This window comes from Ensifer sp. NPDC090286 (assembly GCF_044769565.1).
Classification (GTDB): domain Bacteria; phylum Pseudomonadota; class Alphaproteobacteria; order Rhizobiales; family Rhizobiaceae; genus Ensifer.
This window is the reverse complement of the sequence record NZ_JBIVYF010000008.1, coordinates 69,712-89,539: the sequence shown is the minus strand read 5'-3', so window position 1 is coordinate 89,539 and position 19,828 is coordinate 69,712. Positions and strand designations below refer to the sequence as shown.

14 protein-coding genes and 1 riboswitch are annotated in these 19,828 nt (G+C 63.0%); of the genes, 11 read left to right on the top strand and 3 right to left on the bottom strand.

All coding sequences use genetic code 11. From position 1 onward, the window contains the following. Nucleotides 1-25 precede the first annotated feature (25 nt). Nucleotides 26-219, top strand: a riboswitch (cobalamin riboswitch). A 149-nt stretch (nucleotides 220-368) separates the two neighbouring features. The 5 genes from ACIQUG_RS31315 to ACIQUG_RS31295 are packed head-to-tail and all read left to right on the top strand — an operon-like array spanning nucleotide 369 to nucleotide 4,444. After that, nucleotides 369-1,385, top strand: coding sequence for an ABC transporter substrate-binding protein (locus ACIQUG_RS31315; RefSeq protein ID WP_402326150.1), 1,017 nt, complete (start codon nucleotides 369-371; stop codon nucleotides 1,383-1,385). Next, the gene (locus ACIQUG_RS31310) at nucleotides 1,382-2,434 is read left to right on the top strand and encodes a FecCD family ABC transporter permease (protein WP_402326148.1); all 1,053 of its coding nucleotides are present in this window, start codon (nucleotides 1,382-1,384) and stop codon (nucleotides 2,432-2,434) included. The genes ACIQUG_RS31315 and ACIQUG_RS31310 overlap by 4 nt, the downstream gene beginning before the upstream one ends. Continuing rightward, nucleotides 2,431-3,192, top strand: coding sequence for an ABC transporter ATP-binding protein (locus tag ACIQUG_RS31305; protein WP_402326146.1), 762 nt, complete (start codon nucleotides 2,431-2,433; stop codon nucleotides 3,190-3,192). Before ACIQUG_RS31310 ends, ACIQUG_RS31305 begins: the two co-directional genes overlap by 4 nt. An 11-nt stretch (nucleotides 3,193-3,203) precedes the next feature. Continuing rightward, a complete protein-coding gene (locus ACIQUG_RS31300; protein ID WP_402326145.1) occupies nucleotides 3,204-3,641 on the top strand; it encodes a pseudoazurin in 438 nt (145 codons plus the stop codon). Further along, nucleotides 3,638-4,444 (top strand): class I SAM-dependent methyltransferase, encoded by an 807-nt coding sequence (locus ACIQUG_RS31295; RefSeq protein ID WP_402326143.1) that lies wholly within the window; start codon nucleotides 3,638-3,640, stop codon nucleotides 4,442-4,444. Before ACIQUG_RS31300 ends, ACIQUG_RS31295 begins: the two co-directional genes overlap by 4 nt. 31 nt (nucleotides 4,445-4,475) lie before the next feature. Here ACIQUG_RS31295 and ACIQUG_RS31290 read toward each other — a convergent pair whose 3' ends face one another. The 3 genes from ACIQUG_RS31290 to ACIQUG_RS31280 all read right to left on the bottom strand — a co-directional run bounded on the left by ACIQUG_RS31290 (nucleotide 4,476) and on the right by ACIQUG_RS31280 (nucleotide 12,587). Then, on the bottom strand, nucleotides 4,476-5,093 hold the full coding sequence (locus tag ACIQUG_RS31290) for a ParB-like protein (RefSeq protein ID WP_402326142.1): 618 nt from the start codon (nucleotides 5,091-5,093) through the stop codon (nucleotides 4,476-4,478). After that, nucleotides 5,090-6,739 carry a SulP family inorganic anion transporter gene (locus tag ACIQUG_RS31285; RefSeq protein WP_402326140.1) on the bottom strand — a complete coding sequence of 550 codons (1,650 nt, stop codon included), beginning with the start codon at nucleotides 6,737-6,739 and terminating at the stop codon, nucleotides 5,090-5,092. The genes ACIQUG_RS31290 and ACIQUG_RS31285 overlap by 4 nt, the downstream gene beginning before the upstream one ends. 112 nt (nucleotides 6,740-6,851) lie before the next feature. After that, nucleotides 6,852-12,587: a putative Ig domain-containing protein gene (locus ACIQUG_RS31280; protein WP_402326139.1), complete on the bottom strand. Its 5,736-nt coding sequence runs from the start codon at nucleotides 12,585-12,587 to the stop codon at nucleotides 6,852-6,854. 714 nt (nucleotides 12,588-13,301) lie between these two features. Between ACIQUG_RS31280 and ACIQUG_RS31275 the strand changes: the two genes are divergently transcribed. The 6 genes from ACIQUG_RS31275 (at nucleotide 13,302) to ACIQUG_RS31250 (ending at nucleotide 19,681) form a co-directional block, all read left to right on the top strand. Further along, entirely contained in the window at nucleotides 13,302-14,195 is an 894-nt protein-coding gene (locus tag ACIQUG_RS31275) for a helix-turn-helix transcriptional regulator (protein WP_402326245.1), read from the top strand. A 128-nt stretch (nucleotides 14,196-14,323) separates the two neighbouring features. Continuing rightward, nucleotides 14,324-16,438, top strand: coding sequence for a carboxy terminal-processing peptidase (locus ACIQUG_RS31270; protein ID WP_402326138.1), 2,115 nt, complete (start codon nucleotides 14,324-14,326; stop codon nucleotides 16,436-16,438). A gap of 335 nt (nucleotides 16,439-16,773) precedes the next feature. Further along, nucleotides 16,774-17,625: a GyrI-like domain-containing protein gene (locus ACIQUG_RS31265; protein WP_402326137.1), complete on the top strand. Its 852-nt coding sequence runs from the start codon at nucleotides 16,774-16,776 to the stop codon at nucleotides 17,623-17,625. Continuing rightward, on the top strand, nucleotides 17,622-18,044 hold the full coding sequence (locus ACIQUG_RS31260) for a DUF1801 domain-containing protein (protein WP_402326136.1): 423 nt from the start codon (nucleotides 17,622-17,624) through the stop codon (nucleotides 18,042-18,044). The genes ACIQUG_RS31265 and ACIQUG_RS31260 overlap by 4 nt, the downstream gene beginning before the upstream one ends. Before the next feature lie 507 nt (nucleotides 18,045-18,551). Then, a complete protein-coding gene (locus tag ACIQUG_RS31255) occupies nucleotides 18,552-19,397 on the top strand; it encodes a DUF3313 domain-containing protein (protein ID WP_402326244.1) in 846 nt (281 codons plus the stop codon). A gap of 89 nt (nucleotides 19,398-19,486) precedes the next feature. Then, nucleotides 19,487-19,681 carry a hypothetical protein gene (locus ACIQUG_RS31250; RefSeq protein WP_192448441.1) on the top strand — a complete coding sequence of 65 codons (195 nt, stop codon included), beginning with the start codon at nucleotides 19,487-19,489 and terminating at the stop codon, nucleotides 19,679-19,681. The last annotated feature ends 147 nt before the right edge of the window (nucleotides 19,682-19,828 follow it).

Sequence of the window (19,828 nt, the reverse complement as noted above, 5' to 3'; positions counted from 1 at the left end):
CATGCTTGCGCTCCACTCGCTCGTTGAGTAGGGAGTTCTCGTCGGTTTCCGAAAGGAAATAACAGGGAATTCGCCGCGGCTCGCCGCGAAACGAAACTGCCCCCGCAACTGTAGGCGGCCAGTCCTCTCTCGAAAATGCCACTGGGCGATGGTCCGGGAAGGCCGAGAGGGAGCCAAGACCCGTCAGTCAGGAGACCTACCGACACCTGTAACTGAACAAGCCGGGCGGGGTGTCCGGGGAGGTTGTCGATGTCGTTGGCCGCGCCACAAGTGCCGGCTGTCGATGTTCTCTAGAACATCGGTTCGATCATTGCGTCCTGGCTCGTCCCCTCCGATCCGCGCGATCAACAGATCGGAGACAATGTGCCATGACCGCTTCGCGTTTCCTGCTTGCCGCCTCTGGCTTCGCCTTCTTCGCCACCGCCGCTGCTGCCGAACCCACCGCCTATCCGCTGACCCTGGACAATTGCGGCGAGACGATCACCTTCGACAAGGCGCCGGCGACCTCGGCGACCGTCGGGCAGGCGGCAACCGAGGTTCTCTATTCGCTCGGCCTCGGCGACAAGGTTACGGGCACGTCGGTCTGGTTCAATGACGTGCTGCCGGAATTTGCCGAGGTCAATGCCAAGGTTCCGCGCCTGGCGGACAACGACCCGAGCTTTGAAAGCGTCGTCGCCAAGAAGCCGGGGCTCGTCGCCGTGCAGTTCGTCTGGCACGTCGGGCCCGAAGGGATCGTTGCGACCCGAACCCAGTTCCACGAAGTGGGAATTCCGACCTATGTCCTTCCGGCCGACTGCGTCGCCAAGGACAACTCGGTGGGTGTGGACGGCACGCGCAGCGCGCTCTTCTCGACTGCCAGCATCCATCAGGGCGTGCGTGAACTCGCACAGATCTTCGATGTTCAAGACAAGGGCGAGGCATTCGTCGCAGAACTCGCCAAGCGTGAGGCCGACGCCATCGAGCAGGCTAAGGCGCTCAATTTGAAGGATGTGTCTGCGGCCTTCTGGTTCTCCAGCGCGGAGATGGACATTGATCCCTATGTGGCTGGCCGGAAGGGAGCGCCTGCCTACATGATGGATAAGCTCGGCATCCGCAACGTGGTCGGCTCGGACGAAGAATGGCCGGTCGTCGGTTGGGAAACGATCGCCAAGGCCAACCCCACCATGATCGTCATCGCCAAGATGGATCGCCGGCGCTTTCCGGCCGACGACTACCTGAAGAAGTTCGAGTTCCTGAAGACCGATCCGGTTGCCAGCCAGATGGACGCGGTGAAGAACAACCGCATCGTCGTCATGGATGCGCACGCGATGGACGCCACCATCAGAACGGTCGCCGGCATCGAAGTTCTCTCAGCTGCGCTTAAGGACTTCGGGTTGGCGAAGTGAAGACCGGACTCTCGCGGCGCGCCCCTGCTTCCCGGCTTGGCCGGGCAGCCACGGGGACATTGGCTCTGTTTGCCGCCGTTCTTGCCGGAACCTGCATCGGTGAAACGCCGATACCCGTCTTGACGGTTCTCCAGACCTTGGCGAACAAGATTTTCGGCGCGACCTATGGGCTCGATCCCATCGATGTCGGGATCATCTGGAACTACCGCCTGCCGCGGGCGATCGTTGCTGCCTGCTGCGGGGCGGGCCTCGCGGTTTCGGGCATGGTGCTCCAGTCCCTCCTGCGCAACGCCCTGGCGGATCCCTACCTTCTCGGCATCTCCGCCGGCGCCTCGACCGGCGCAGTGGCTGTCACCGTCGCCGGCCTCGGCGCCGGCGCGGTCTCCATGTCGCTCGGCGCCTTTGTCGGCGCCGTGACGGCTTTCCTCATGGTGGCGATCCTCGCCCGTGCCGCCGGTGGCGGGGTCACCCTGCGCGGAACAGGGCAGATCGTGCTTGCCGGCATCGCCGGATCGCAACTGTTCAACGCACTGACCTCTTTCATCATCACCAAGTCGGCCAATGCGGAGCAGGCGCGGGGAATCATGTTCTGGCTGCTCGGCAACCTCAGCGGTGCGCGGTGGCCGGATGTCTGGCTGGCCGTGCCCGTGGCCCTTGTCGGGCTCGGCGCCTGCATCTGGTATGCCCGTGCGCTCGACGCCTTTTCCTTCGGGGCGGAATCCGCCGCCTCGCTCGGCGTGCCCGTGCGGGTCGTCCAGGTGGTGCTGATCGGCCTTACCGCGCTGGTGACGGCCGTGATGGTCAGCATCGTCGGCTCCATCGGCTTCGTCGGGCTCGTGATACCGCATGCGGCCCGTTTCCTGGTTGGTGTGCGTCATGGCCGGCTCGGCCCGGCAACCGCCCTCATCGGGGCGGTCTTTCTGATCGCGGCGGATATCCTGTCGCGGACGATCGTTCCTGGCCAGGTGCTGCCGATCGGCGTGATCACCGCCCTGGTTGGGGCACCGGCCTTTGCCCTGATCCTTATCCGTGGGAGGCGCCGATCATGATCCTGGAAGCACGCGATCTCGGCTGGTCCGTCCGCGGCAAGGCGATCGTTTCCCATGTCGATCTCGCCGTGCGGCAGGGAGAGACACTCGGCCTCGTCGGCCCCAACGGCTCCGGCAAATCGACCTTGATGCGGCTGCTGGCCGGCATCGTCCGGTCGACGTCTGGCGAGGTGCGGATCAACGGGCAGATGCTGCACGCCATGCCGCGCCGCCAGGCTGCCCAGTTGATCGCCTTCCTCGAGCAGCAAGCCGAGACGACGGAAGCGATCTCGGTTCGCGATGCGGTCGAACTTGGCCGCACGCCCTGGCTCACGCCGCTGCAGCCCTGGTCGGCCGAAGACGACCGGATCGTCGGGCAAGCGCTCGACGATACCGATATGGCGGGCTTCGAAAACCGTTCGTGGGCAACACTTTCCGGCGGGGAACGCCAGCGGGTTCACCTGGCGCGGGCCTTGGCGCAACAGCCGCAGGTTCTGTTGCTCGACGAGCCGACAAATCACCTGGATATCCAGCACCAGCTTTCGATCCTGAAGCTGGTGGCTGACCTGCCAATAACCTCCGTGGTCGCCTTGCACGATCTCAACCAGGCCTTTGGCTGCGACCGCGTCGGCATGATGTCCGTCGGCCGGCTGGTGGCGCTGGGGCCGCCGCGTGAAGTCCTGACCGTCGAACGGATCGCCGCTGTCTTCGGTGTTCGTGCGAGCATCGTCGTCGACCCCGAGGACGGAACCTCCATCTTCCGCTTTCATTCAGCCTAGCAAGGATTTACATGCGCGTGCTTCTCCTCGGATTGTCCCTGTTTCTCACCGCTTTTCAGTTCGCCCAAGCCGAAATGCACGAGGTGAAGATGCTCAACCGTAACGCTTCGGGACCGATGGTCTATGAGCCGGACTTCCTCCAGGTCGCCCCCGGCGACACGGTGAAATTCATCGCTGCCACCAGCGGCCACAACGCGGCGACGGTCGACGGCATGGTTCCCGAAGGTGCCGCTGGTTTCAAGGGCGGGATCAACGAGGAGATTGAGATCCGGTTCGACGCGGAAGGGTTTTACGGGATCAAGTGTTCGCCCCATTTCGCGATGGGAATGGTTATGGTGATCCGTGTCGGCGACGCGAAGGTCGACACCGGCTTTGCGGCGGCCAAGGTTCCGGCGCGGGCGCGCAAGCGGTTTGACGAGATCCTTGCCAGGAACGGTTTCGGAAAGTGACGAACGACACCGAAGAAAGGGCAGGGCGCGCGAATTTTCATCTGAAGGAAGCGATCCGCAGCTACTGGTCGGAGCGCGCGAGAACCTTCGATCTCGCTTTCGGCCACGGTATCCTGTCTGAAGCCGAGTTTTCCGCCTGGCAGGAACCGATCCGCACCACCCTTGGCGTGAAGCCGCTGCGCGTGCTCGAACTCGCCTGCGGCACGGGCGAGGTCACAAGGCTCATCCACGATCTCGGTCACGACGTCACGGCGCTGGACTTCTCCGAAGCGATGCTTTCCGTCGCCAAGGCGAAACACGCCGGCAAACCGCGGCTGCGCTTCATCCTTGCCGATGCCGAAAACACCATGGAGCCGGACGCCGCCTATGACGCGATCGTTTGCCGCCACCTCGTCTGGACGCTTATCGAGCCCGAGGCGACCTTTCGCGAGTGGCACCGGCTGCTGCGACCGGGTGGGAAGCTGGTGATCTATGACGGGGACTGGGCGCAGCCTTCTCCGATCGGGCGTCTCGCCGAACGCCTGGTGGCCATGATCGACAGGTTTTCCGGGCCCGATCCCTATTACGACGGGTCGTTGAGCCAACGCCATGCCGAGATCATGCGTGCCCTGCCTTTCGGTCGCGGACTGCGGTTCGAGCAGCTTTCCGGTCTGTTGGAGGAAGCGGGCTTCAAAGGGATCGAGAAAATGTCCCATGCGCCGGTCGCTCGTGCCCAGCGCAAGTCGGCCAACCTGCGAAACTGCCTCCGCACCTTCGTCTACAGGCGCTTCATCCTGACCGCGCATTCGTCGGCTGCTCGCTAGACCCCAGCGCCCCGAACCGCGAGGCGCCGGTTCAATCGGAGACGCCGCACCAACCCGGCAGGAAGCTGGCGGACTTGCCGTGGGCAAGATCGAGCGCGTCGTGCACGGCCTTATCGATGTCATTGGCGATGCGTTTTGCATCGATGCGCGAGCGCAGGAAGTTTGCCCACATGAACTCGCTGTAGGGCGTTGCGTCCTTGGCGTAACCGCCGGCGCGGCGGAGCGCGCCCGCAAGCGACCGGTAGGGATCGTCGACGAGGCCGGCGATCGTGCGCGGCAGGTCCTGGTGCGATCGCCGCAGGCCCTGTGCGTCGAACGGATACATCCAGTGGCGGTGGTCCATGACCGACCAGAACTCGTCCTTTGACAGGTGGCTGAGATCGAACACGATGCTGGTCAGCACATGCGCGACGCCTTCCTCGTGCAGGGCGCGCACGAGATGATGATGGTCGACCAGATACGGTCGCTCCTTCGGGCCGAGCACGACCGGCACCATATGATGTCCCAGGAATTCCGCGCCATGCCGCTTGGCAGTCTTGCGCCATTCGCGTCGTTTTTCGGTGACTTCGAGGAAGCCGACGGTGATCTGCGTCGGGCGAAGTTCGGCGATGTCGATCGGTTGCAGTTGCGGCTCATAGTTTGGGGTCATCGAACGGCTCCGGGCAGGGACGCGGTCGTTTCGGGTTGGGAGGCGGCAGCTACGGCATCATCGACGCTGTAGCTGAGGTAGGTGAGAAGCGGGGGAGCGGCCAAGGCGATCATGTCGCGGACCCGGTCATGCACCCGTGCATAATAGAGGTGCTTGCCCTGGGCGCGCACAAGCGTGTCGAATTCGATCAGCGCATCGAGCGCGGTGCTGTCGAGGTCGAAGCTTTCCTCAAGGCTGAGGATGACGGCGCGTGCTGTCTGGTCGTGGCCGATCCGTGCGGCCGTCTCGGTCAGGATGGCATCCGCATTGGCAAAGAACAGCGGTTGCGCCGGACGCCAGATGGCGATGCCCGGCATCGTTTGCGCGTCCGCGTGGCGGGCGATGTCGACGAAGTCATGGCCCTGTCCCAGGCGACCAAGGGAGGCGACATAGGGCGTGGCCAGCCTGTGCAGCAAGACGGCGAGCGAAAGTGCGACAGCGATGGTGATGCCGTTGACGACGCCGAAGGCGATGACCCCGACTGCCGCTGCCAGGGCGATGACAATGTCGTGTTTCAGTTTCCACAGCCGCAAAAGCGGCCTTGGATCGAGCGCATGCGCCAGGGCGGCTATGACGACGGCAGAAAGGACCGGCTCGGGAAGGCTCTGAAGCAGATCGGCGCCAAGGACGACGAGCAGCGCAAGGCCGACCGCGGCGACGAGCGCCGTCACTCGGGTTTGCGCACCAGCAGCCTCGGCCGCGGAGCCCGCCGAAAAACCGGCGCCGACGGGCATGCCCTGCGTGATGGCACAGGCGGCATTGGCAGCGCCAAGCGCCAGCAGTTCTCGATTGGCCGTCACGCTTTCGCCGTGACGCAAGGAAAGCGACCGGATCGTGCCCCAGGATTCGGCAAAGAGGATGAGAACGAGCGGCAAGGTGTAGGGCACAAGCTGCCGGATCTGGCTCCATTCGACGAGCGAGAGCGACGGCAAGGTCATCGAGATAGACATCGGCCCGACCACCGCCACGCCGTGGCCGGCAAGGTCCAGCAGCCTGGAAGCCAGGATGCCTGCGCAAAGGACCAGAAAAGCGCCGGGAAGAAACGGAGCGCGCCGCAGCAACAGGAGGGCGGCAAGGGCCGCGACGCCGACGGCGATGCTCACGATGTTCCATCGGGGCAGCGCCGCAAAAAGCCCGGCGATTTGGTGGATGATGTCGGTTGCCGGCACCTCAATGCCGGTAACGGTGGGCAATTGCCTGACGATGATGGTGACCGCCAGCCCGAAGGCGAAGCCACGAAGGACGGGGCGGGAGATGAAGCTTGCGAGGTTTCCAAGCCGCAGCAGGAAGGCCGCGACGAAGAGCAGACCCGTCAGCGCCACCATCACCGTCACCAGCGCCATCTTGTCCGCCGTCGAACCGGGCAGCGCCGCGATCGTCGCTGCAAGAATGGCGGCCGACGACGATGTCGGGGATACGATGGCAAAACGGCTGCGGCCGAGGATGGAATAGGTCAGGCAACCGACGATAGCCGCGACGACGGCGTGCTGCGGTGGCAGGCCGGCGATTCCGGCATAGGCAACAGCTTCGGGCAGCATCAATCCGGCGACGGACAGACCCGCAATCCAGTCCCTGTTGCCCACGCTCGTCGCAACCTCTTCCGCCATGTTTTCCTAAAGACTCTAGCGGAATGCAATCTGAAATCCATAGCGCGGCCCGAGCATGTCGTGGGCTTGCCAGCCGACCGCCGAGGCGATGCCTCGGCGGCCTCCCCAGAAGTCAGAACTGACGGCTCGCCCGGGCGCGTCCGCCGACGGATTTTTGCCCGTCCTCCTCGATGTCGAAGAGCAGCCCGAAGTCGAGCAGCCACAGGTCTGCGGTCGAAAGCGAGACCCCGGCCGTCAGATTGCCGAAGACGCCGGATCCGTCGAGCCCCGAATAGCCGGCGGTGGCACCAAGTTTCGGCGTCAGCGTCGAACCGTTGTCGAGCGTGAAGGATCGCTCGACCTCGGCGCCGAGGCTGACGCGGAACTGCTCCTCGTCGAAGCCATCGATGGTGATCTTGTCGCCCGCACTGTTGTGCACCGTGTAGTCGTCGACCGTTTCGGAGAAGTAGACGGCGCGCAGCTTCGGTGTCAGCACCGTCGCCTCGTCGAGGCTCCACTGGCCCTTGATCGCCGTGTCGACCATCCATCGTGTGGTGTCGAACGTTCCGTCCCAGAAGGTGGTGTCGATGTCGTTGGAGGAGCCGCCATAGAGCAGGCTTGTATCCCAGAACACACCCTTGCCGAGTTCCAGCGACGCATTGGGGCCGAAGAGCCAGCCGTTACCGGTCAGTTCCGCATCGGCATCGGTCGGGTCGGTCATCCGGTCAAAATGGAAGGACAGGCCGATCAGCGCCTTTTTCGAGACCAGATAGTCGGCACCGACGTTGAGCATGGCGAAGCTGCCCCATTGGCTGTCGTTCTCGTCCCGGTTATGGGCGAGGAAGGCGAGATCGATCCAGGCATTGAAGGCGCGCAGTTGCGCGCCGGTTATCCCATCGGCGCTGTCGCGGGCCGCGTCGAGCTGTGCGAGGCTGGTGCTGAGGTTTCCCGTCATGCCGTCTTCGGACGGCGTCATGCGCGCCGTCACCGGGTCCGTCGCCCCACCCATGCGGCGGCGCTCGAGGAGCCCCGGCACAAAGATGCTCTCGCTGATCAGGTTCTGCCTGGTCGAGACGAAGCCCCGCACAAGTCCGTCGATGTCTTCGGCGACCTGCGCTGCGGCAAAGCCGAGATTGTAGGTGACGGTGCCAGTGTTGGAGGCGCCGAGCGCGCTCGTCAGGCGGAAGCCCACCTTTGCCCTGCCGGAAAAGCCGGGGTTCGGCGTAAACTGCAGGTACCAGCCGATGGGTGTGCCGACCGGCCCGGCCTGGGCGAGCTGACCGCGAATGATCGTCGCCTTGCCGGCGTTTGCCGGTTCCACGAAGGTCAGCTCGGCGTCGGTGAACGGCCCGCCGGTTGCCCCGCGGTTGAGGTAGACGTCGGCCGGTGTGGAGCCGGCGGGCACGTCGACGATCTGATCGCTGACGGTGGTCTGGCGCGGCGTCACCTTCAACCCATAGGTCGCGCTTCCGGTCGCGCGGTTGCTGTCTTCCGCGCGGATGGTGAACGTGTAGTCGCCTTCGCTCGCCGCATCGAGCGGGCCGGTGAGCTCGCCGGTCGAGACGTTGAGCACCATGCCCCGCGGCAGGGTGCCGGAGGCGATGCTGTAGAGCATCGGTGCGCGACCGCCGAGCGCCGTGATCTGCTGCCGGTAGTCCTCGCCCGCCATCGCGCTGGCAAGGGTTCCAGCCGCCGGCGAGAACGTGAAGGCGGGTGCAGTGACCGTGATGCTGACGGTCGCGGCCGTGGACGTGCCCGCCGCATTGGTGGCGGTGTAGGTGAAGCTGTCCGGGCCGGAATAGCCTGCCGTCGGCGTGTAGTTGATCGTCGTGCCCGAGGCATTCGCCGTGCCGTGTGATGGCGCGCTGGCGACCGCAACGCTGTCAGGGGTATCACCACTGAACTGCAACGGGATCGCATTGGCCGAGGAGTTGGCGGCGACCGTTGTCGAGACCGCGTTGGAGATCGGCGCCTGCAGGGACGGGACGATCGTCAAAGCATAGGTGGCGGCGCCGCTTGCACCATAGGCGTCGGTTGCCGTGATCGTAAAGCCGCTATTGCCGGCCGTTGTCGGTGTGCCGCTGATCGCGCCGGTTGCGCCATCGAGCGTCAGTCCGGCCGGAAGAAGGCCGCCCGAGATCGCGTAGCTGTAGGGAGAAGTTCCGCCCGAAGCGGAAATCGTCTGGCTGTAGGCCGTCTCGGTGGTGCCGCCAGGCAACGCGCCGGCCGCCGGCGTCACGGCTATGGTCGGATAGGCGACGGTCAGCGAGTAGGCTGCATTGCTCGATGCGCCGTAGGCATCTGTTGCGGTGACCGTGAAGCTGGCGCTGCCGGTCGCCGTCGGGGTACCGCTGAGGGTGCCTGTCGCGCCGTCGAGCGCCAGTCCCGAAGGCAAGATTCCGACTGAAATTGCATAGTTGTAGGGTGCGGATCCACCGGACGCCGAGAAGGTCTGGCTATAGGCAAGACCGGTCGTGGCACCGGGCAGAGCGCCGGCTACGGGCGTCATCGCAAGTGAAGGAAAGGCAACGCTCAGCGAATAAGCTGCATTGCTCGATGCACCATAGGCATCTGTTGCGGTAACGGTGAAATTGGAGGTCCCGGTTGCCGTCGGCGTGCCGCTGAGTGTGCCTGTTGCCCCGTCAAGCGTCACGCCTGTCGGCAAGGTTCCGGTTGCGGCATAGCTATAGGGTGCGGTTCCGCCGGACGCGGAAATGCTCTGGCTGTAGGCGATGCCGGTCGTGCCGCCGGGCAGGGCGCCTGCCGCCGGCGTTAGGTTGACCGCCGGGTGCGTGATGGGAAGTGTGTATGTCACGCCCACAGCTGCGCCATAGACATCCGTCGCGGTGATCGTGAAGCTGGAGCTGCCCGCCGCCGTAGGCGTGCCGCTGAGCGTGGCCGTTGCCGCATCGAAGGTCACGCCTGCCGGCAGAAGGCCTCCCACGAGAGCATATGTATATGGGGCGGATCCGCCGGAAGCGGAGATCGTCTGGCTGTAGGCCACGCCGGTTTCTCCGCCGGGCAACCCGTTGGCTGCCGGGGCCAGAGTGATCGCTGGAAACGCCACGTTGATCGAATAGTATGCAGTGAAGGGGCAACCGTACACATCGGTGAAATCAAGCGCGAAACTGAGTGATCCAGGCTGTGTCGGCGTGCCCGAGAGCGTGTTGGTTGCGGGGTCGAAGGTCAGCCCGGAAGGAAGCGGCACATTACTGCTGAAGGTGAAGGATGATCCCCCCGTCGTTCCGGAGGCCGAAAACACCTGATTATAGGGCACGCCGGTGGTGCCGCTGAAAGCAGTTCCGCTCGACGGCGTGAAGGCAACGGCCGGGCAGACGGTGGTTATTTGATAGGCTCTGTCGCCGGTCGCGCCGTAGTGATCGGTCGCCTTGATCCTGAAATTGAACGTGCCTGTCGCCGTCGGCGTGCCGGCCAGTTCGCCGGTGCTCTGATCCAGGCTCACGCCCGGAGGGGTCGCGCCGGCGATCAACGTGAAGGTATTGGGCGCAGTTCCGCCGGAAGCCGAGACGGTTTGACTGTAGGGCGTACCTGCGACCCCGTTTGGTGTCGAGGCCGGCGTCAGATCCAGCACCGGCGGCGTTACGGTGACCGTCACCGTCGCCGCTGTGGACGTGCCGGCGACGTTGGTGGCCGTGTAGGTGAAGCTGTCCGTTCCCGAATAGCCGGCCGTCGGGGTGTAGGTGATCGTCGCGCCCGAAGCGCTTGCCGTCCCGTGGGTAGCGACGGCATCGATCGCAACGCTGTCGGCCGTTCCCCCTGCGATGTTCAACGCGATCGCGTTGGCCGTCGAGTTGGCAGCGACGGTGGCGGAGGCAGCATTGGCGACCGGCGGTTCCACATAGGTGAACTGGTCTGCCGCTGAGGTCGCGCTGGTCCCGCCGACGGTGATCACCCGGACATCGACAGTGCCTGCGGAGCTAGCGGGAGCGGTGGCGGTAATCTGGCTTCCACTGTTCACCGTGAAGCCCGTTGCCGCCGTTCCTCCAAAGGTAACCGCGGTTGCGCCGCTAAAGTTGGTGCCAGTCACGACAACGCTCGTGCCCCCTGCCGTTGATCCGTTCGTGGGACTGACACTCGTCACCGTCGGCGACGGGACATAGGTAAACTGGTCCGCCGCCGAGGTCGCACTCGTTCCGCCGGCGGTCGTCACCCGGATATCGACCGTGCCCGCGAAGTGCGCGGGAGAGGTGACGGTAATCTGAGTTGCGCTGTTGACCGTGAAGCCCGATGCCACCGTCCCGCCAAAGGTGACAGCGGTGGCGCCGCTGAAATTGGTGCCGGTCAGGATGACGGTTGTCCCGCCCGCCATGGGTCCGCTCGTTGGAGTGACACTCGTCACCGTCGGGGGCGCAACATAGGTGTATTGATCCGCCGCTGAGGTCGCGCTCGTTCCGCCGACAGTGGTAACCCGGATGTCGAACGTGCCCGCAGCGTTGGCAGGCGCCGTTGCGGTGATCTGGGTTCCGCTGATAACCGTGAAACCCGCTGCCGGCGTCGCCCCAAAGGTGACCGCCGTGGCGCCGCTGAAGTTGGTGCCGGTCAGGATGACGGTTGTTCCCCCTGCCGTCGGACCGGATGTGGGGCTGATGCTGGTGACCGTCGGCGGCGGAATATAGGTGAATTGATCCGACGCGGAGGTCGCGCTGGTCCCGCCGACGGTGGTAACCCTGACGTCAACAGTGCCTGTACCAGCGGGCGCGGTTGCGGTGATCTGGTTTGCGCTGTCGACGGTAAAACCCGCTGCTGCCGTCCCGCCAAAGGTGACAGCGGTGGCGCCGCTGAAATTGGTGCCGGTCACGATGACGGTTGTTCCCCCTGCCGTCGGACCGGCTGAGGGGGTGACGCTCGTGACGGTTGGCGGCGGAACATAGGTGAATTGATCCGCCGCCGACGTCGTGCTGGTCCCGCTCAAGGTGGTAACCCGGATGTCGATCGTACTGGATACATGGCCGGGCGCGGTTGCGGTGATCTGGTTCGAACTGTTGACCGTGAAGCTCGCTGCAGGCGTCGCCCCGAAGGTGACAGCCGTCACGCCGGTAAAATCGGTGCCAGTGAGGATGACGCTCGTTCCCCCTCCGGTCGGACCGCTTGAGGGACTGACGCCCGTCACCGTCGGCGGCGGTGTGACGGTGAGGGCCGCACCGTACGAGGCCGTAACCGGCGTGCATACGCCGACGGCAATGACGCGGTAGACGTAGCCGTTCATGCCCGTGGTCGCGCCGGTGATGGACAGCGTTGCCGATGTCGCGCCGGAATAAAGGGCGTTGTTCGTGATGCTGGTGTAACCGGCTCCCTGATCCACCTGCCACTGGTAACCGGTGGCGTTGGCAACCGTGGCGACGAACGTCGTGTTGCCGCCGGCATGGATTGTCGAAGCAGACGGGTGCCCCGTAACCTGGGGGGAACTGTTGACGGTCAGCGTCGCGGGATTTGATTCGGCGTCGGGCGTGGCCGCACCTATCGCCATGGCGCGATAGGCATAACCATTCAGCCCCGCCGTCGCGCCGGTGATGAACAACGTTGCTGTGGTTGAGCCGGCATAGGGCGCGCTATTGTTGATGTTCGTGAACCCGGATCCTTGATCCACCTGCCACTGATAGCTCGTGGCGTTGGATGCGGTAACACTAAAGCTGGTGTTGGCGCCGGCGCAGATCGTCGAATTGGAGGGATTCGCCGTAATCAAGGGAGGAGACGCCGCGCGGGCGCTGTCGGGCAGTGTCAGAACCGACGACACCAACAGAAGTATGGTCGCCGCGACCCGAAAGACATGCCCGCAGGCCGTTTCGATGCGCACAGACGCCTTTTCGCCGCGCACGAGGAGCGCTGCGAAAATGATGGAAACTGCCACGCGCAGAAACCCTGCGGCGCAAGATGCACCGCTTGCAATGAAATGCATGCCGACCCCACTTACTCCCCCGCGGGGAGCCCCCTCAATAATCACCGTTGCCGCGCATCCGCGTTTCGAGTCGCCGCTGCGTTGCAACTAAATAGTCACGAATCCTGCCGAACCGAGGTCCGTGCCGGAGCAAGAGGACGCGTCCCAGATCGCCTCTCGTCCGTTCATCGAAGACCGAATCCGCGACGACATCCCCGCCATACCGCGTGCCGCGATCCGGCGCTTCTCATTCAGCGCAGAGGCGCAACGATCGTCGGCCCGGCGCCGGAAGACTCTCATCGCGATCTGGCGGTGGAAGCCCTTGTCCCGCCGGGGGAAAAGCCTGACAAACCAAGCTCCCGGACCATTCGCCTTCAGCCCAAAAATGGTGGATTGGTTCTGGCTGCCCCGAACCCGCGCTGCAGATCGACATATGCGTGCTCGGAATGAACGGATTTGCCAAGGCTCGTCGGACGCGGCAGGCATGTGCGACCTCGTTCTGCGCTGGCGAAGATGGCCTGGATTGCACGCCTGGCGGGAGGTTGCCGCGCTTGATTCGCGCGTTAGCGGCGCGATACCACCGGGGCAGCCGGCGCGAACCGGCGTAGGGGAACACGCCGGAACACCATGATCCGCTTTTCAACCGACGATATTGCTCCGCAAGACCGTTTCGACCAATGGCGCGAGGTGCGCGGCAAGAGCCTGTTCGGCGTGACGATCGAACTGCCGGCGGCAAAGCGCAGCGCCTTCAAGGGATCCTTCCAGGCGCATCGTGTCGGCAGCGCCGTGACGTCGGAGATGCGCGCCTCGGCCTACCATGTCAGCCGGACCGAAGCCGACATCGCCCGCATCGCCGGCGACAGCCTCTGCATTGCCTTTCAGGTGAAGGGCGGGGGGCTTCTCGATACGGGAAGCGACCGCGTCCAGTCCTTCAAGGACGGTGACATGGCGATCAGCTATTCCGATCTGCCCTACCGCGCGACGCCGGGCGGTCATGACGAATTTCACTTCCGGGTGATCACGGTGCCGTTCGACCAGGAGCTGATGCTCGGTGGGCAGACGCGCGACCTGCTTGCCACCCGGTTCACCGAGACCGCATACGCACGGCCGTTTCGGGCGCTTTTCAACGCAATCAGCGAAAGGCATGCCCATTTGGCCAACCCTGACGCGGAGGTGGCCCATATCGCCAGGTTGGCGGTCATGGCGCGCGGTCGGCTGGCGCCCGGCATGCCCGAAGTACGCGCAGCCCTTCGTTCGGGCCTGCGCTATGCCGCCGAGGAGATCATGGCGCGGGACAAACACCAACAGAAACTGACGCCGGCCAAGGTAGCGCTCGAGCTCGGTATTTCCGTGCGCCAGCTGCATGTCGTGTTCGAACACGCGGAATTGACCTTTGCCCGCACGCTGGCATCGATGCGGATTTCAGAGGCCCGGCGGCTTCTGGTCGAGCGGCCCGCCTTGCCTGTCACCGAAGTCGCCTATGCCTGCGGATTCGATAGTCTTGCAACGTTTTATCGACTTTTCGCGGGCGCTTACGGGATCGCGCCGGGCGAGTTCCGGGCGTCTGGCTCGCTCCATTAGGCCCGGGTAGAAGCTTGCCTTGCCGGAAGGCCGGTCCCGACACCGGATCAATCCGGTTGCCAAAAAGCCATAATTGCTTCACCTAGATCCTCTTCGACACTCGGCATTAAGAATTGGGTCAACGCTGAATGCGCATTTCATACGTCTTCCTTGGTGCATTTCTTGCAATCGCGCCGGCCGCCTATGCCGACGTTGCCTCGCCTCCTGTTCTGGAGCCGCTGAAGCAGCAGGCACAGGCCGCGCAGTTGAGCGCAAAATTTCTGACGCGTTACAGCTACAAGCCCGTTCCGCTCGACGACGCCCTGTCGGCCAAGATCATGGACAGCTTCATCGATTCTCTCGATCCGGATCGCGGGCTCTTCCTGCAGGCCGACATCGACAGTTTCAAGCCTGACCGCAACGAGATCGACGATGCCATCAAGCACAAGGACCTGAAGATCCCGTTTGCGATCTTCAACGTCTACGGCAAGCGTGTTGTCGACCGCATGAATTACGCGCGCGAGCTGCTGAAGCAGGACTTCGATTTCACGAAGCAGGAGGATTACTCGGTGCTGCGGGACAAGGCGCCTTGGCCGCAGTCGGAAGCCGAGAGCAACGAACTGTGGCGCAAGCGCGTGAAGAGCGACTGGCTTCGGTTGAAGCTCAGCGGCAAGACCGATGCCGCCATCCGCGAAACGCTCGACAAGCGCTATGCCAATGCGCTCGAGCGCGCTTACAAGTATAAGAGCGACGACGTCTTCCAGTCGTTCATGAACGCCTACACGACCGCGGTCGACCCGCACACGGACTATTTCGGCGCCAGCGCCTCGGCCGATTTCGATATTGCGATGAAGCTTTCGCTGGTCGGCATCGGCGCGGTGCTGCAGGAGCGCGACGACTACACGACGATCCGCGAACTCGTGCCCGGCGGGCCGGCACAGCTTTCCGGCAAGCTTGCGGTCGGAGACCGCATCACCGGCGTCGGGCAGGGCCACGACGGCCCGATAAAGGAAGTGGTCGGCACGCGCATCGATGAAGTCGTGCAACTGATCCGGGGCAAAAAGGGATCGGTCGTGCGTCTGGACGTCCTGCCGGCGGATGCCGGAGCAGATGCCGCCCATCGCATCATCACCCTGGTGCGCGACAAGATCAGCCTCGAAAAGCAGGCGGCGCAGAAGACCGTCTTGTCCGTGAAGGCGGGCGATGCCACGCGCAAGATCGGGGTGATCACCCTGCCGGCCTTCTACGAGGATTTCGAGGCCCGACGCAAAAGAGAGAAAGACTATCGAAGCGCAAGCCGCGACGTCGCAAAGCTTCTCGAAGAGTTGAAGCAGGAACAGGTCGACAGCGTGCTGATCGACGTGCGCAACAATGGCGGCGGTTCGCTGGACGAGGCGATTGCCCTGACCGGCCTGTTCATCGGCTCTGGTCCGGTCGTTCAGCAGCGCAGCAGCGACGGCAAGGTCGTGGTCTCAAGCTCGGAGTTTCCCGCGCCGATTTGGACGGGCCCTGTCGGCGTCCTGATCAACCGCGGCTCGGCGTCTGCCTCCGAAATCTTTGCCGCGGCGATCCAGGATTACGGTCGCGGTGTCGTCATCGGCGAACCCAGCTTCGGCAAGGGCACGGTTCAGACCGTCGTCGATCTCGACCAGATGGTTCGCAACAGCAAACCCGCATTCGGCGAGCTCAAGGTGACGATCGCCCAGTTCTTCCGGGTCAATGGCGGCACCACGCAGCTGCACGGCGTAACGCCCGATATCAGCCTGCCGGGGCTTTCCGACCCGACGCGCTTCGGCGAGACGAGCTACGACAATGCCCTGCCGTGGTCGGAGATCAAGCCGGCAGACTATGCGCCCGCCAACACCGTCACGGCGCTGCTGCCCACGCTGCAAGGTCGTCATGATGCCCGTGTTGCAAGCGACCCGGAATTCCAGCGCCTGCTGGAAGACATCGCCGACATCAAGGCGCAGCGCGAAAAGGGCACTATCTCCCTCAACGAAGCCGAACGTCGTAAGGAGATGAAGGATCGCGAAGCGCGGCTCAAGTCTCGGCAGGGAAGCGACGCGGACGATGCCGGTGACGACGATGGTCTGAACGCCGACGAGCGCAGCCTGAGTGCCGATATCGCCATGGAGAAAGCCCGCAAGAACGTAAAGGATGTCCTGCTGACGGAGGCGACAGCCATTCTTGCCGATGAGGCCGATCTTCAGGAAGGCGAACTGAAGGCGGTCACGCAGCCACCGGCAAGCGCGACCGGAAAATAATCTGCCCGGCTGATGGCCGCGGCGATGCGCAGGCACAAAGGAAAGGCCGACAAAACATACGTTTTGTCGGCCTTTTTGTTTCTTGGCGTTCAGGCAGCGTGGTTGCCTGGCATGAGCGCGTCAGTCTCTCTGCTGGATGGGCCTCGACCCCGGACGCGTTCGAGTGTCTGGGCGAGCCAGGCTTCACCTCTATTGATTTGTAGGACCGTCCTGCCTCTAATTGAAGGCATAGCCGCTCAACTCTCAGTATCGTTGGCCGTTTTTCATTTCCGCAGGATTTGCCTGCCCGTGCCGTGCAAGACTTTCTATGATTTTAAGCATGACAAGGGCCCCTTATGCGCAATCAGGAAAGCTACAACAAACGCCTCAACCGGGTCGTCGATTACGTCTATGCCCACCTTGAGGATGATCTTTCCTTCGATCGGCTGGCGGAAGTCGCTTGCCTTTCGTCCTATCACTGGAGCCGCATCTATTCGGCCATGCGTGGAGAAACCATTGTCGCGACGATCCGCAGGTTGAGGCTCCAGCGCGCTGCCGATCGGTTGGCCAATTCCGACCTCGAAATCGAGGCGGTCAGCGCGCGTGCCGGGTATAGCTCGACCGACACATTCGGGCGGGCTTTCAAGGGCGCCTTCGGCGTGAGCCCGGCCGCCTACCGTGAGGCAGGCTCGCACGCTGCCTTTAGGGCCGCACATGCTACCAGCGAAGCAGCCGCCTTTCCCGTCGTGGTGGAGAGCTTGCCGGAACGCCGCTGCGCCGGAATCAATCACATCGGTTCCTACATGGAAATTGACCACGCCATGGCTCGGCTCTTTGCCGCGCTTGTCGACCGCCATTCCCTGCCGGCAGAGCCCGCCATGCTTGGAGTGTTCTTCGACGATCCCGATCTTGGACCCGAGGCGGAGTTGCATTCGCGCGCCTGCCTGCCTGTGGCAAAATCCGACACGATCGATGCGCCACTGGTGGAGACGGTTCTGCGCGGCGGGCCATATGCGAAGCTGCGTTACAAGGGACCCTATGCCGATATGCGCGGCGCCTATCGGTGGCTTCTGGGCGTATGGCTGCCTGCATCTGGTTATGAGCCGGACGATGCGCCGATCTTCGAAGCCTATCTCAACGATCCGCGCGAAGTGCCGCAAAACGAACTGCGCACCGATATTCACCTGCCCCTCAAGGCAGTGTCATGAAGGCGCCACCTCTCCCCCGACCCGTTGCCGAAGCGTTATCGCGCTACCCCGAACCGGTGCGAGCGCGTCTGTTGGAGATCCGTGAGATTGTATTTTCGGTAGCCGCAGAAACGAAAGATATCGGCGCGCTCACCGAAACGCTCAAATGGGGCGAGCCGGCCTATCTGACCGAGGCAAGCAAGAGCGGGAGCACCATCAGGCTGGGCACCACCAAATCGGAACCGGACAAATGCGCGGTGCTTTTCAACTGCAAGACAACGCTTGTTGAGACGTTCCGGGCGCATTTTGCCGATGACTTCGCATTCGAGGGCAATCGCGCCCTCATCGTGCCCGCCACGGGCGCTCTATCGCGCGAGCCACTGATGCTCTGCTTGCGCGCGGCCCTGACCTATCATCGGTCGAAGGCCGGGTTTCTGTAAGAGGTAGCGCCGGTGGTTTCCTGCCGCCGACATGGATTCTCGCCGTCCGAGACATCCGATGTCCAGGATGGCGGGACGGTCATCAGTCCTACCAGATGGGGTCTGCTTGTCGTTGTGCGTTCGTTTCGCTAAGTTCCAAGTAAATAGAGCATGAACTCAGAAATAAGATGCGGAATACGATCAAGGCGCTAAAAAACATGAAGAGGTACATGAATATACTCCAGGTAAAAATCACTGTGCATCTTTGTCTTATTGTTCTCTTGCCGGAACATTACGCTATCCTATGGCTGATTTTCTGAATTCTGGATCTCGAATTCAGGTGGGCGTCAGTTTGATCGATCTGAATTCGTAATGTTTTCACAAGGTGCAAGGCCCCAATCGGCGCTCGTTTTAGACAACGAGGATTTCGGGCAAATGACGTGCGGTGAGACGAAGAACAGCGGCAAGCTGGCTAGAAAAAGGGCACATGCGGCGGGCGGTCGGGGGATCGCAATATTGGTGCCGATCATGCTCGTGCTTGGGGGATGTACGACCGTTCCTTTGACGGAAGCGGGGACGCTGACTTCCTACAGCAACCTCAGCGCGCCCAAGGGGAAATTCGAGAAGAAAAGGGTCTACTTCAGCAAGGACGGCCTGAAGGACGTCAAGACCGTGAGCATCGCGCCGACGGCTTTGGCCGCGGCTGCGCAAAAGCGTGTCGAGAAGCAGAAGGACCGCCTGCTTTTAACGAACGCGATCGACCGCGCGATTTGCATCACCATGAGCGAGAAGTATGAGATCGTTCCGTTCGGCACGCCCGCGGATCTGACGGTTCGAACGGCCGTTACGGACATCGTCCCGACCGAGCCGTCGGTCGCCGGTGCCGCCAAGGCGATTTCCATCGGCAGTTCGCTGGCTCTGCCGGTCGGCTTACCGCGACTGCCCTTCGGGCTTGGCGGGCTCGCGGTCGAAGCGGAAGCCGTGGATCGAGACGGTAAGCAAAGGGCTGCGATCGTTTGGTCGAAGGGCGCCAACTCGTTTACAAGCGAAGCGCGCGTTTCGCCGGTTGGCGACGCCTACGACCTGGCCGCCGCGTTCGGCAAAGATTTCTCAAGAATGATCGTCGCCGGCAAAGAACCCGGAAATTTCGATCTGCGCCTGCCGTCCGGCTACGACATTCGCACGTCGTTTGGCGGGAAACCCGGTTCTGCGATCTGCGAGAACTTTGGCCGTGCGCCGGGTGTCGTCGGCATGATCGGCGCCTCGATCGGCGCGCCTCCGTCCTGGACGGACAAGGGAGGCAAGCTCCCCGTGACTGCGACAGATGCAGCCGATTCTGCCGAAAAAACAAAGCCTTCCATTGGCAACCGTTGAGGCGGACTGCACGTACGTCTCGTAACATTGTCACAAGGTGGCAGTGGGATCTAGGCACCCACAAGATGAGAAATAATCGAGGTCACTTTATGCGTCTTTTTATTGCAGCAGGCCTGCTGATCGTGCTGGCGGGATGCGAAACCGTAGAATACAAAAACCGCTGTGCGGAGTACGGATTCGTGCCGGGAACCGATGCTTACGCCAATTGCGTGCAACGTCTTGATATGTCCGATGAACGCCGTAGAGGACGCGATTACGATCCTCCGGTGTATGCCTACGATTAATCCGCAGGGACGCCAGCTGTTTTAGAGAAAACTGTTTCAATTGGGCGACTGCGACATGACCTATGGCATGTTGTTTAGAGCTCTCTTTTGTTTTCCTTAAAAAAGCTTTGCGCCTTCAGAACTCAATTCTAGTCGATATTGGTAGGC

Excerpts from the sequence above, each read along its gene's own strand:
- ACIQUG_RS31315 (WP_402326150.1), top strand. The coding sequence starts at position 369 with ATGACCGCTTCGCGTTTCCTGCTTGCCGCCTCTGGCTTCGCCTTCTTC.
- ACIQUG_RS31285 (WP_402326140.1), bottom strand. The coding sequence starts at position 6,739 with ATGGCGGAAGAGGTTGCGACGAGCGTGGGCAACAGGGACTGGATTGCG.
- ACIQUG_RS31250 (WP_192448441.1), top strand. The coding sequence starts at position 19,487 with ATGCGTCTTTTTATTGCAGCAGGCCTGCTGATCGTGCTGGCGGGATGC.
- ACIQUG_RS31265 (WP_402326137.1), top strand. The coding sequence starts at position 16,774 with ATGCGCAATCAGGAAAGCTACAACAAACGCCTCAACCGGGTCGTCGAT.
- ACIQUG_RS31270 (WP_402326138.1), top strand. The coding sequence starts at position 14,324 with ATGCGCATTTCATACGTCTTCCTTGGTGCATTTCTTGCAATCGCGCCG.
- ACIQUG_RS31290 (WP_402326142.1), bottom strand. The coding sequence starts at position 5,093 with ATGACCCCAAACTATGAGCCGCAACTGCAACCGATCGACATCGCCGAA.
- ACIQUG_RS31260 (WP_402326136.1), top strand. The coding sequence starts at position 17,622 with ATGAAGGCGCCACCTCTCCCCCGACCCGTTGCCGAAGCGTTATCGCGC.
- ACIQUG_RS31255 (WP_402326244.1), top strand. The coding sequence starts at position 18,552 with ATGCTCGTGCTTGGGGGATGTACGACCGTTCCTTTGACGGAAGCGGGG.
- ACIQUG_RS31305 (WP_402326146.1), top strand. The coding sequence starts at position 2,431 with ATGATCCTGGAAGCACGCGATCTCGGCTGGTCCGTCCGCGGCAAGGCG.
- ACIQUG_RS31300 (WP_402326145.1), top strand. The coding sequence starts at position 3,204 with ATGCGCGTGCTTCTCCTCGGATTGTCCCTGTTTCTCACCGCTTTTCAG.